Annotated in this window: 12 protein-coding genes; 11 read left to right on the top strand and 1 reads right to left on the bottom strand. The window is 63.8% G+C overall.

Annotated elements, in window-relative coordinates:
- Positions 1–33 precede the first annotated feature (33 nt).
- Positions 34–1,008, bottom strand: coding sequence for a quinone oxidoreductase family protein (locus JFC13_RS16680; protein ID WP_198398180.1), 975 nt, complete (start codon positions 1,006–1,008; stop codon positions 34–36).
- Between the two features lie 44 nt (positions 1,009–1,052).
- Between JFC13_RS16680 and argC the strand changes: the two genes are divergently transcribed.
- The 11 genes from argC (at position 1,053) to JFC13_RS16625 (ending at position 11,298) form a co-directional block, all read left to right on the top strand.
- Complete coding sequence (gene argC, locus JFC13_RS16675) at positions 1,053–2,162, top strand: N-acetyl-gamma-glutamyl-phosphate reductase (protein ID WP_198398179.1); 1,110 nt, start codon at positions 1,053–1,055, stop codon at positions 2,160–2,162.
- Entirely contained in the window at positions 2,159–3,337 is a 1,179-nt protein-coding gene (gene argJ, locus JFC13_RS16670; RefSeq protein WP_198398178.1) for a bifunctional glutamate N-acetyltransferase/amino-acid acetyltransferase ArgJ, read from the top strand. The genes argC and argJ overlap by 4 nt, the downstream gene beginning before the upstream one ends.
- Positions 3,334–4,335: an acetylglutamate kinase gene (argB, locus tag JFC13_RS16665; RefSeq protein ID WP_198398177.1), complete on the top strand. Its 1,002-nt coding sequence runs from the start codon at positions 3,334–3,336 to the stop codon at positions 4,333–4,335. Before argJ ends, argB begins: the two co-directional genes overlap by 4 nt.
- Positions 4,328–5,545 carry an acetylornithine transaminase gene (locus tag JFC13_RS16660; protein WP_198398176.1) on the top strand — a complete coding sequence of 406 codons (1,218 nt, stop codon included), beginning with the start codon at positions 4,328–4,330 and terminating at the stop codon, positions 5,543–5,545. The genes argB and JFC13_RS16660 overlap by 8 nt, the downstream gene beginning before the upstream one ends.
- Before the next feature lie 93 nt (positions 5,546–5,638).
- Complete coding sequence (gene argF, locus JFC13_RS16655) at positions 5,639–6,562, top strand: ornithine carbamoyltransferase (protein WP_198398175.1); 924 nt, start codon at positions 5,639–5,641, stop codon at positions 6,560–6,562.
- On the top strand, positions 6,559–7,110 hold the full coding sequence (locus JFC13_RS16650; protein WP_198398174.1) for an arginine repressor: 552 nt from the start codon (positions 6,559–6,561) through the stop codon (positions 7,108–7,110). The genes argF and JFC13_RS16650 overlap by 4 nt, the downstream gene beginning before the upstream one ends.
- Positions 7,111–7,212: 102 nt before the next feature.
- Positions 7,213–8,685, top strand: a complete 1,473-nt coding sequence (gene argH / locus JFC13_RS16645) for an argininosuccinate lyase (protein WP_232488728.1) — start codon at positions 7,213–7,215, stop codon at positions 8,683–8,685.
- An 82-nt stretch (positions 8,686–8,767) separates the two neighbouring features.
- Complete coding sequence (locus JFC13_RS16640) at positions 8,768–9,013, top strand: type II toxin-antitoxin system prevent-host-death family antitoxin (protein WP_096179168.1); 246 nt, start codon at positions 8,768–8,770, stop codon at positions 9,011–9,013.
- Between the two features lie 30 nt (positions 9,014–9,043).
- Entirely contained in the window at positions 9,044–9,205 is a 162-nt protein-coding gene (locus tag JFC13_RS16635) for a type II toxin-antitoxin system RelE family toxin (protein WP_232488735.1), read from the top strand.
- Positions 9,206–9,311: 106 nt separating this feature from the next.
- Positions 9,312–10,598: a tyrosine--tRNA ligase gene (gene tyrS / locus JFC13_RS16630; protein ID WP_198398172.1), complete on the top strand. Its 1,287-nt coding sequence runs from the start codon at positions 9,312–9,314 to the stop codon at positions 10,596–10,598.
- Positions 10,599–10,896: 298 nt separating this feature from the next.
- Entirely contained in the window at positions 10,897–11,298 is a 402-nt protein-coding gene (locus JFC13_RS16625; protein WP_101570952.1) for a YccF domain-containing protein, read from the top strand.
- The last annotated feature ends 312 nt before the right edge of the window (positions 11,299–11,610 follow it).

The following is an 11,610-nucleotide window of genomic DNA, read 5'->3' as shown; positions in this document are numbered from 1 at the left end:
AGAGCCGCTCTATTTCAACTTGGTGCACCGCGATCACACCGTCAGCACAACCTTGCCCGTGGTCTCCCGACCCTCAAGCGCCCGATGAGCATCCGCAGCTTCAGGTAGCGCGAACGTGGCGCCGACCCGGAAGTTCAACCAGCCATGTTCGATGCCGTTGAAGAGCATCGCCGAGCGCTTGGCCAACTGTTCGGGGGAGCGGGCGAACCAGGCCAGTGACGGCCGGGACAGGAAGATGCCACCCGAGGAATTCAGCCGCTGAATGTCGAACGGTGGCACCTGCCCCGATGCGCCGCCGAAGAGCACCATCGAGCCCAGCGGCTTCAACGATGCGAGCGAGGCATCGAAAGTGTCCTTGCCGACGCCGTCATAGGCGACCTCGACGCCCTCGCCGTCGGTGAGTTCCTTGACCTTCGCCGTGATGTCGACACCCTTGCCGTAGAGGAACACTTCGTCGGCTCCGGCCTTGCGTGCCAGTTCCGCCTTCTCCTCGGTGCTCACGGTCGAGATGACGTTGCCGCCCAGGTGCTTGATGATCTGGGTGAGCAGCAGTCCGACACCACCGGCACCGGCATGGACGAGAGCAGTGTGTCCTGGCTTGATCTCGTGCGAGCTCGTGGCTAGGTACTGGGCGGTCAGGCCCTGCAGCGGCATTGCGGCAGCGACCTCGGTGCTCACGCCCTCGGGCACGCGCAACAGGTTATCGGTCTTGACGACGACCTGAGTCGCATATGATCCCGGGCCCTCGTGCCAGGCGACGCGATCGCCGACGGACCAGCTCGCCACGCCTTCGCCCACCTCGGCGATGTGACCGGTGCCCTCAGACCCGACGATGTGCGGGTAGCTCATCGGATACGTGCCCGAACGACGATACGTGTCGATGAAGTTCACACCCGCGGCCGCGACGTCAACGAGGACCTCACCAGGACCGGGCCGAGGGGTCTCGACCTCATTGAATTCGAGAACCTCGGGTCCACCTGCTCGCATCGCCTGAATAGCCTGGGTCATCACGCCTCCTGCATATAATTTAATGTACTGGTATAGTTATACATATGAATGATCTTACGGTTGCCGTCTCCGGTGCCACCGGATACGCCGGGGGAGAGGTCCTCCGGCTGCTGAGCACTCACCCTCATCTCAACGTCACCACGGTGTGCGGACATTCCTCCGTGGGCGAGACGCTCGGCCGACATCAACCCCATCTTGCCCGATATTCCGATTTCGTAGTCAAGGAGTCCACCGCCGAGGTGCTCGCCGGCCACGATGTCGTCATCCTCGCGCTCCCGCACGGCCAGTCCGGAGCGATCGCCGCCGAGCTCGAAGAGTCGAGTCCCGAGACGCTCATCGTCGACCTCGCTGCCGACCACCGCCTCATCAGCGCAGCCGCCTGGGAGAAGTTCTACGGCTCGACCCACCAGGGCACCTGGACCTATGGTCTGCCCGAACTGCTCACCGCCGATGGTACGAAGCAGCGCGAGGCACTCAAGGACACGAAGCGCATCGCCGTGCCCGGCTGCAATGTCACCGCCGTGACCCTCGGGCTCGCGCCACTCATCCAGGCCGGACTCGCCGCACCCTCGGGTCTCAACGCAGTCCTCGCCAATGGAGTCTCCGGAGCGGGCAAGGCACTCAAGCCGCACCTCACAGCCGCCGAGGTCCTCGGCGATGCCTCTCCCTATGGCACGGGCGGCACTCACCGGCACGTGCCCGAGATCGAGCAGAACCTCAACGGGGTGCTCGGCGCCGATGCCGCAGAAGGCCCGACGCGGATCTCCTTCACCCCGACACTCGTGCCCATGGCCCGCGGAATCCTCGCCACCATCACCGCCGACGCGGGCGAGTCCGCACCGAAAACCGCCGAAGGCCTCCTCGTCGCTGCGGCACTCAAAGACCAGCTGGCCCAGGCATTCGACCAGGCCTACGCCGACGAGCCCTTCGTCCGCGTCCTGCCTGAGGGCCAATGGCCGCGAACCTCTTCGACGACCGGTTCGAACCTCGCGCACGTCCAGTTCACCGTCGACGAACGGGCAGGCAAGATCCTGATTGTTGTGGCCCTGGACAACCTCGTCCGCGGCACCGCCGGCCAAGCCCTGCAGTCCATCCACCTTGCCCTCGGCCTCGACGAGACCACCGCACTTCCCCTTGAAGGAGTCGCACCATGAGCGTGACCGCACCACTCGGCTTCACTGCCGCCGGCCTCACCGCCGGACTCAAACCCAGCGGGACCAAAGACCTCTCGCTCGTCATCAACACCGGCCCCGACACTGCTGTCGCCGCCGTCTACACCTCGAACCGGTGCAAGGCCAACCCCGTCCTGTGGTCCCAGAAGGCCTCGGCGAACGGTCGGGCCCGTGCCGTGGTCCTCAACTCCGGAGGAGCCAACTGCTACACCGGTGACTTCGGATACGAGACGACCACCCTGACCGCCCAGACCACCGCCGATCTCCTCACCGAGGCCGGCACCGACACCCAAGCCGAAGACATCCTCGTCTGCTCGACTGGACTCATCGGCGTCGGCGGCCAGGACTTCCGCGACACCATCATCGACAACCTGCCACCACTCGTGGCCGCCGCCGAGGACTCCGTGGCCGGAGGCGAGCACGCCGCCGAGGCGATCATGACCACCGACACCGTGGCCAAGACCGCCACCCGCGAGGGCAGCTCCGGGTACACGATCGGTGGCATGGCCAAGGGCGCGGGCATGCTCGCCCCCGGATTGGCCACCATGCTCGTCGTCATCACCACCGATGCCAAGGTCGACAGAGAAGTGCTCGACCAGGTTCTGCGGGCCTCGACGAGTCAGAGCTTCGACCGCCTCGACACGGACGGCTGCATGTCGACGAACGACACCGTCATCCTCATGTCCTCCGGCGCCCACGAGGCAACCGTCGACACGGAGGAGTTCACGAGCCTGCTGCGCGAACTCTGCCTCGACCTCATGCACCAGCTCCACGTCGACGCCGAAGGCGCCCACCACGACATCGCCATCACCACTCAGGGTGCGGCCAGTGAAGCCGAGGCCGTCGAGGTCTCCCGCTCAGTGTCACGCTCGGCCCTGTTCAAGGCCGCGATCTTCGGCCAGGACCCGAACTGGGGACGTGTCGTCGCTCAGGTGGGAACCACCTCGGCGACTTTCGACCCCACGGCCATCGACGTGATCATCAACGGCACCGAGGTATGCCGGGCCTCTGGTCCCTATGAGGACCCGGAGAAGGTCACATTCGACCGCAACGTCGACGTCGTTATCGACCTCCACGCCGGAGATCACACCGCCACGGTCTGGACCTCGGACCTCACCCACGATTACGTCGAAGAGAACAGCGCCTACTCCACATGAGCAACCCACACGATATGTCCACGAAGTCCACAGCCGCCCGGCTCGCCGCTGCCCAGGTAAAGGCCGAAGCCCTGACCGAGGCGCTGCCGTGGATCAAAACCTTCGCCGGTGCCACGATCGTCATCAAGTACGGCGGCAACGCGATGATCTCCCCGGAGCTGCAGCAGTCCTTCGCCGACGACATCGCCTTCCTCCGCTTCGCAGGAATCCGACCCGTCGTCGTCCACGGCGGCGGACCTCAGATCACCTCGATGCTCTCTCGCTTGGGGATCGAGTCCGAGTTCAAGGCAGGCCAGCGGGTCACCAGCGAGGAGGCCGCCGAGGTCATCCGCATGGTCCTCTCCGGCCAGGTCAACCGCGACATCGTCTCCCGCATCAACCAGAACGGCAATGCCGCGATCGGGCTCTCCGGTGAGGACGCCGACCTGCTGCTGGCTCACAAGACCCACGCCGAGGTGGACGGTGAGGTCATCGACCTCGGCCGGGTGGGAGAGATCGCCGAAGTCAACACCACCGTGCTCACCGAGCTCCTCGACGCCGGGCGGGTGCCCGTCATCTGCTCGATCGCCTCGGAGATCGACGGGGAAGCGGGCAAACCGCTCAACATCAACGCCGACCTCGCCGCCTCCGCCGTGGCGAAAGCCTTGCGTGCCGACAAACTGATCATGCTCACCGATGTGCCGGGCCTCTACGCCAACTGGCCCGATACCTCGAGCCTCATCTCCCGCATAGGACCGGCTAAGCTGCGTGAGCTGCTGCCCAGCCTTGACGCGGGCATGATCCCGAAGATGACCGCAGCACTTGAAGCCATCGAGCACGGAGTCCAGCAGGCCCACATCATCGACGGCCGGATGGCACACTCGCTCCTCCTCGAGGTCTTCACCTCCGAGGGCATCGGCACCATGGTCGAAGACACCGTCGTCGAACCCGCACCGCTGGGTGACGGACACAAGGGCGAGGGACACGAGACAAGCACTGAGGAGACGAACGATGAATGAGACGAACGCTGTGACAGACCAGGCCCAGACCTGGCGCGATGACTTCTCCCGCGTCCTCTCACCGGTCTTCGGCTCACCTCAGCTCGATCTCGTCCGCGGGCAGGGCGTGCACGCGTGGGACGCCTCGGGCAAGGAATACCTCGACCTGCTCGCCGGCATCGCCGTCAACGCACTCGGCCACTGCCACCCCGCATGGGTCAAGGCCATCACCGAGCAGGCGTCGACCCTGGGCCACATCTCGAACTTCTTCACCTCACCACCGCAGATCGCCCTCGCGTCCAAACTTCACGAGGTCCTCGACCTGCCCAGCGGTTCGGCCGTGTTCTTCTCGAACTCCGGCACCGAGGCTAACGAAGCAGCCTTCAAAATGGCCCGCCGTGCAGGAGGTGGATCACGCCCGATCATCATCGCCATCGAAGGCGCCTTCCACGGCAGGACCATGGGCGCGCTCGCACTGACGGCCAAGGCCGCCTACCGCGAACCCTTCGCACCCGGAGTGCCCGGCGTCGTCCACATCCCTTACGGCGACGTCGACGCGCTCGCCGCCGCCATCAACGACACCACTGCCGCCGTCTTCATCGAACCCATACAGGGCGAAGTCGGAGTCCGGCAGCACCCGGCCGGCTACCTCACCAAGGTCCGTGAACTCACCCGCGAGGCAGGGGCCCTCCTCGTCCTCGACGAGGTCCAATCCGGTGTGGCCAGGACCGGATCGTGGTTCGCCTACCAGAACCCGGACATCGGCGAAGGCGTCGTCCCCGACATCATCACCTCGGCGAAGGGCCTGGGCGGGGGCATGCCGATCGGGGCCACCATCACCGTCGGCGATGCCAATACCAAACTCCTCGAAGCCGGACAGCACGGGACCACCTTCGGCGGAAACCCCATCGCCTGCGCGGCTGGACTGGCCGTACTCGAGACCATCGAGACCGAAAACCTGCTCGCCCACACTCGGGCCACAGGCGAATGGCTCAGCGAACAGCTGCTGGGAATCGACGGCATCGAGAAGGTCACCGGCACCGGTCTCCTTCTCGGCCTCGAACTGGCCGAAGGACTTAACGAGAAGGCGATCACCGCCCGCGCGCTCGAGGCCGGGTTCATCATCAACCCCGTCTCACCCGGACGCCTGCGCCTGGCACCACCGCTGATCATCACGAAAGACGATCTCGCATCGTTCCTGACCGCCCTGCCCGGACTGCTGCGCGGCTGAACACGTTCGCCGTCCACCTGGCGGCCACCTCGGCGGCCGGGCAATCCACGCTCACAGCCCGGTTGCCCCACACAGACTGACAAAGGACACACCATGACACGGCATTTCCTCAAGGACACCGACCTCACCCCGGCCGAACAGGCGCAAGTCCTCGACCTCGCAGTCGAGCTCAAAGCCGCCCCGTACTCGCGCACCCCGCTGGCCGGACCGCAGACCGCGGCAGTCATCTTCGACAAGACCTCAACGAGGACCCGCGTGTCCTTCGCCGCCGGGATCGCGGCGCTCGGCGGGCAGCCGCTCATCATCAACCCCGGTGAGGCGCAGCTGGGACACAAGGAATCCATCGCCGACACCGCCCAGGTCATGTCGCGCATGGTCTCGGCCATCGTCTGGCGCACCTATGCCCAAGCAGGTCTGGAAGAGATGGCCCAGAACTCCAACGTCCCGGTCATCAACTCGCTGTCTGATGACTATCATCCCTGCCAGATCCTGGCCGACCTGCTCACGATCCGCGAACACCGCGGCGACGTCGCCGGGCAGACCATGACCTACTACGGCGATGGGGCCAACAACATGGCCAACTCCTACGTCCTCGGCGGAGTCAACGCCGGCATGCACGTGCGCATCGCCGCCCCCGCCGACTACCAGCCGGCCGCCGAGATCATCGCCGAGGCGAACGAACTTGCCCAGACCACCGGCGGATCCGTCACCGTCACCGACGACGCGAAAGCTGCCGCTCAGGGAGCCGATGTCCTCGTCACCGACACCTGGGTGTCCATGGGACAGGACGCAGCCGGACGCGACGACGAAGCCTCACCCTTCGCGAAGTACCAGGTCACGTCCGAGCTCATGGCGCTCGGCAACGACCCGATCTTCCTCCACTGCCTGCCGGCCTACCGGGGCAAAGAGGTCAGCGCCGAGGTCATCGACGGTCCCGCCTCGGCGGTCTTTGATGAAGCCGAGAACAGACTCCACGCACAGAAGGCACTCATGACATTCCTGCTGGAGAAGCGATGAGCGAGAACGCCACCCCGCCGAAGAACGTCGTGCCACCGACGAACTCCGCACCCCTGACGAAGACCGCGCGGCAGCAGAAGATCATTGATCTCATCACCCGCAAGTCCGTGCATTCCCAGATCGACCTGGCCGAGAACCTGGCAACGATGGGCATCACCGTCACCCAGGCGACACTCTCACGCGATCTCGCCGAGGTGGGGGCTGTGAAGATCCGCTCCACTGCCGGATCCGTCTACGCCGTCCCCGGTGAGGGAGGGGACCGGAGCCTGCAGCAATCGACCGGTGACAGCCTCGATGCGAAGCTGCCCCGGCTGCTCGAAGAGCTCCTCGTCTCCGCGGCGGCACAGGACAATACAGTGGTCCTGCGTACCCCACCCGGAGCTGCCCAGTATTTGGCGTCGGCGATCGACCGCTCCTCGATGACCGGGATCTTTGGCACAATCGCAGGAGACGATACTGTTCTCGTCATCGCGATGTCCTCCGTCGGGGGACAGACACTGGCCGAGACATTCCTCGAATATGCGGCCGGAAACGCCGCCGAGAGCTGATACACCCGATACACGGAAGACTGATACACACGGGCCTGGAACACATAGCCAGACCTGAGACACACGCAGACCCGGCCGACCGGGAACTGGAACACCGAACCGATGGATTCAAACCGGCAGCGTGGAAGCGCCGACGGTGGGGAAGGACCTTTTGTGAGCGAACGACTGAGCCTATGGGGCGGACGATTCTCGGACGGCCCGGCCGATGCACTGGCCGCGCTGAGCAAGTCGACGGACTTCGACTGGCGCCTGGCCCACTACGACATCGCCGGTTCGAAGGCCCACGCAAAGGTGCTGCACCGCTCGGGTCTGCTCGACGATGATGAGCTGCAGGGCATGACCGAGGCGCTTGACGAACTCGGCCGCCGCGTCGAAACCGGCGAATACGTTGCCGCAGAATCGGATGAAGACGTCCACTCCTCACTCGAGCGCGGACTCATCGAGATCGCCGGACCCGAGCTGGGCGGCAAACTGCGTGCCGGCCGGTCCCGCAACGACCAGATCGCGACCCTGGGACGCATGTACCTGCGCGATCACGCTCGTGAAGTTGCCGGGCTCGTCCTCGACGCCGTCGAGGTCCTCATCGCCCAGGCTGAAGAGCACCCCGAAGCGCCGATGCCCGGTCGCACCCACCTGCAGCACGCACAGCCTGTGCTCCTGGCCCACCATCTGCTGGCCCATGCCTGGCCGTTGCTGCGCGACGTCGCCCGTTTCGTCGACTTCGATGAGCGCGCCGGCATCTCCGCCTACGGCTCGGGCGCCCTGGCAGGATCGTCGCTGGGCCTCGACCCACAGGCTGTGGCCGCGGACCTCGGCTTCAACGACTCGGCAGAGAACTCGATCGACGGCACCGCAGGTCGCGACGTCTTCGCCGAATACCTGTTCATCACCACGATGATCGGCATCAACCTCTCCCGTCTGAGCGAGGAGGTCATCGCCTGGGCGACCAAGGAATTCTCCTTCGTCACCCTCCACGATGCATACTCGACCGGGTCCTCGATCATGCCGCAGAAGAAGAACCCCGACGTCGCCGAGCTGACCCGCGGCAAATCAGGACGCCTCATCGGTGACCTCACCGGCCTGCTCTCAACGCTCAAGGCACTGCCGCTGGCCTACAACCGTGACCTGCAGGAAGACAAAGAACCGGTCTTCGACGCCACCGACACCCTCGAACTTCTGCTCCCGGCTTTCACCGGCATGGTCGCCACGTTGAAGTTCAACACCGAACGCATGGCCTATCTGGCGCCGCGCGGATTCGCCCTGGCCACGGACATCGCCGAATGGCTCGTCCGGGGCGGCGTGCCCTTCCGAGTTGCCCATGAGGTCTCCGGAGAGTGCGTGCAGCTGGCCGAATCGAAAGATGTTGAGCTGTGGGACCTCACAGACGAAGAATTCGCAGGCATCTCCGAACACCTGACGCCAGACGTCCGCGAAGTGCTGACCACGCTTGGATCGATCGACTCCCGCGGCTCCAAGGGCGGGACCGCGCGGTCCGCCGTGGACCAGCAGTTGGCCAATGCGAAGGCCGAAGTTGCAAAGCTGCGCGGGTTCGCGGATTCGGCTCGGAGCGTGTGAGCGTACTTCTTTACGAAGAAGCACGATTTCAGGAACGCTGTTGAGCATTGCGTACAACTTGTACAAGTTGTACGCTTGAGTGATGAGTTCAGTGACGTTATCCCAGTTCCGCAATCAGCAGAGTGACTACATTGCCGCTGCGCAGCGCGAGCCCGTCGAGATCACCTCGCGCGGGGCGGGCCGTCGTGCTGTCGTTGTGTCTCCGGAGTTCTATGACCGTGCTCTGCAGGCATTGGAGGATCAGGCTGATATTCGATCTGCCGCCGCGGCGCGTGATGAGTCCGAACGAGTCCCTCACGAGGACCTCGTCAGAGAGATTGGCATCTGAGCTTCCTCGATGAGCTACTCGATCAGTTGACTGGCCGAGGATCCTCGTCCACAGGGGAGTATTCAGCTCAAGGGCGGTGGTGGCGAACTTCGGATTCGGGTCGGCGACTACAGGATCATCTACGACGTATACGACGGAGAACTTCTCGTACTGGTGTTGAGCGTCGGGCATCGACGTGAAGTGTATCGCTGAAAATGATTCCGGTGCGCCCAGGTGTGAGGGACTAGCTCAGAACAACCCGTAGAATTGACCCCGTCGGCTTCTCGCCGACGCTTCATACACATCTGAAAGGACCGAAGTGACCGACATCTTCAGTGAACTCAAGGCCCGTGGCCTCGTCTCGGTTTCGACCGACGAAGCCGCCCTGCAGAAGGCTCTCAATGAGGAATCGCTGACCTATTATGTCGGGTTCGATCCCACCGCACCCAGCCTGCACATGGGCAACCTGGTCCAGCTCATCACCGCCGCGCGTCTGCAGAAGGCAGGACACAACCCCCTGGCCCTCGTCGGTGGAGCAACCGGGCTCATCGGTGACCCCCGCATGTCGGGGGAGCGCACGCTCAACCCGCGCGAGGTCGTCGAGGAATGGTTGGAAAAGATCCGGGCACAGGTTGAGAAGTTCCTCGACTTCAGCGGCCCGAATGCTGCCCAGGTCGTGAACAACTACGACTGGACATCCGAGATGTCTGCGATCGATTTCCTCCGCGACATCGGCAAGCACTTCCCGATGAACCGGATGCTGGCCAAGGAATCGGTCTCGGCTCGTCTCAACAGCGAAGCAGGAATCTCCTTCACGGAGTTCTCGTACCAGGTGCTGCAGGGCAACGACTACCTCGAACTCCACCGCCGCTACGGCTGCTCCCTGCAGACCGGTGGCTCCGACCAGTGGGGCAACCTGACCTCGGGCGTTGATCTCATCCGTCGCGTCGAACAGCACAGCGTCCATGCCCTGGCCACTCCGCTGATCACCAAGGCTGACGGCACCAAGTTCGGCAAGACCGAGTCCGGCACCGTGTGGTTGGACGAGAGCCTGACCAGCCCATACGCGTTCAGCCAGTTCTGGCTCAATGCTGATGATCGCGACGTCGTGAAATACCTCAAGGTGTTCTCATTCCGGTCCCTCGAGGAGATTGGGGAGATCGAGGCCGAGTTCACCGCGGCACCACACACCCGTCTGGCACAGAAGGTGCTGGCCGAGGACGTGACGACTTTGGTCCACGGCAAGGAGAAGTACGAGCAGGCGATCGCAGCGGCCTCTGCCCTGTTCGGTGGGGGAGAGCTTGCCAGCCTCGACGCCTCCACCCTGGGTGCTGCGACATCTGAGCTGCCTCGAGGTGATGTCAGCTCGACGCAGCTGGCTGAGGGCGTGCCCGTTGCCGATGCCTTCGTGACTGCCGGCATCGTGAAGTCCAAGGGCGAGGCACGCCGAGCCATCAAGGACGGCGGCGCCTACGTCAACAACGTCAAGGTCACCGGTGACGACCAGACCCTGACCCCCGCCGAGGTGCTCCCCACCGAAGGCGGAGGAGTGATCCTCCTGCGTCGGGGAAAGAAGACCCTGGGAGCAGTTGACATCATCAGCTGAGCTCCATGACTGCCGACGACACCGTGTCCTTGATCAAATCGAGGGCACGGTGTCGTCGTATTCACCATCGACACGGTGAAAGCGCCGGAATCGACGGCGAGCTGCAATGGACAAGCGAATGACTTGTGATCGTCAATGACAAGTCATTCACTTGTACCGGTACTCGGGCTGGCGCGTTGAGACTTCGGGAGTTCGAAGCTCTGTGGGATGTCATTCGTGAGATTTCTGGACAGCCTCATGGCACCAGCGCGGGCAGTGACCGAGACTGGAAAGAGAACAAAGTCGAAACGAGGAGAACATGCGCACGCTGCTCAACATCATCTGGTTCATCTTCAGCGGACTGTGGCTGGCACTCGGCTACTACCTCGCTGGCATCATCTGCTGCATCCTCATCGTCACCATCCCCTGGGGGATCGCCTCCTTCCGCATCGGCAACTATGCCCTCTGGCCCTTCGGCCGTGAGGTCATCGAGACGAGGCCAGCTGGCATTGCCACGACCTTGGGCAACATCATCTGGGTGATCGTCGCCGGCATCTGGCTGGCCATCGGACACGTGGTGACCTCGATCCCGCTCTTCGTCTCGATCATCGGCATTCCGCTGGGATGGGCGAACATCAAACTCATCCCCGTCTCCCTCATGCCCCTGGGCAAGGAGATCGTCGACAGCAACTCCCTCATGCCCGGATACCGCGGAGCTTAATCGTCCGCGCACTGTTTTGAGGGGCTCGCACAGCCCTCGATCCCCGGTATTCCGGGGCACGAAGCCGTCATAACAGTCCTGGTGACGGGCGTCACGCCCAGTTTTCCGATTTCGAGTTGCACGCACCGGCTGGCCTGGTCTAGAGTTGTATCTCGTTGCCCCGCAGAAAACGAGTTCTTCGAGAACAGTTTTCACCCTGTATGACCAGCACAAACACAGTTTGGGTCGGATCATCACAGGATGGGGATGGCAACGAAAATTGAAACTGACACCCCCGGTGTACGCCGCCATGTTTGATGGTGTGTGGTGACG

This window comes from Brevibacterium antiquum, from assembly GCF_016107655.1.
GTDB classification, from domain to species: domain Bacteria; phylum Actinomycetota; class Actinomycetes; order Actinomycetales; family Brevibacteriaceae; genus Brevibacterium; species Brevibacterium antiquum.
The sequence above is the reverse complement of the archived record's forward strand: the minus strand, read 5'-3'. Positions and strand labels throughout refer to the sequence as shown.

Excerpts from the sequence above, each read along its gene's own strand:
- argJ (WP_198398178.1), top strand. The coding sequence starts at position 2,159 with ATGAGCGTGACCGCACCACTCGGCTTCACTGCCGCCGGCCTCACCGCC.
- JFC13_RS16625 (WP_101570952.1), top strand. The coding sequence starts at position 10,897 with ATGCGCACGCTGCTCAACATCATCTGGTTCATCTTCAGCGGACTGTGG.
- argH (WP_232488728.1), top strand. The coding sequence starts at position 7,213 with ATGGATTCAAACCGGCAGCGTGGAAGCGCCGACGGTGGGGAAGGACCT.
- JFC13_RS16640 (WP_096179168.1), top strand. The coding sequence starts at position 8,768 with ATGAGTTCAGTGACGTTATCCCAGTTCCGCAATCAGCAGAGTGACTAC.
- JFC13_RS16660 (WP_198398176.1), top strand. The coding sequence starts at position 4,328 with ATGAATGAGACGAACGCTGTGACAGACCAGGCCCAGACCTGGCGCGAT.
- argF (WP_198398175.1), top strand. The coding sequence starts at position 5,639 with ATGACACGGCATTTCCTCAAGGACACCGACCTCACCCCGGCCGAACAG.
- argB (WP_198398177.1), top strand. The coding sequence starts at position 3,334 with ATGAGCAACCCACACGATATGTCCACGAAGTCCACAGCCGCCCGGCTC.
- JFC13_RS16680 (WP_198398180.1), bottom strand. The coding sequence starts at position 1,008 with ATGACCCAGGCTATTCAGGCGATGCGAGCAGGTGGACCCGAGGTTCTC.
- argC (WP_198398179.1), top strand. The coding sequence starts at position 1,053 with ATGAATGATCTTACGGTTGCCGTCTCCGGTGCCACCGGATACGCCGGG.
- JFC13_RS16650 (WP_198398174.1), top strand. The coding sequence starts at position 6,559 with ATGAGCGAGAACGCCACCCCGCCGAAGAACGTCGTGCCACCGACGAAC.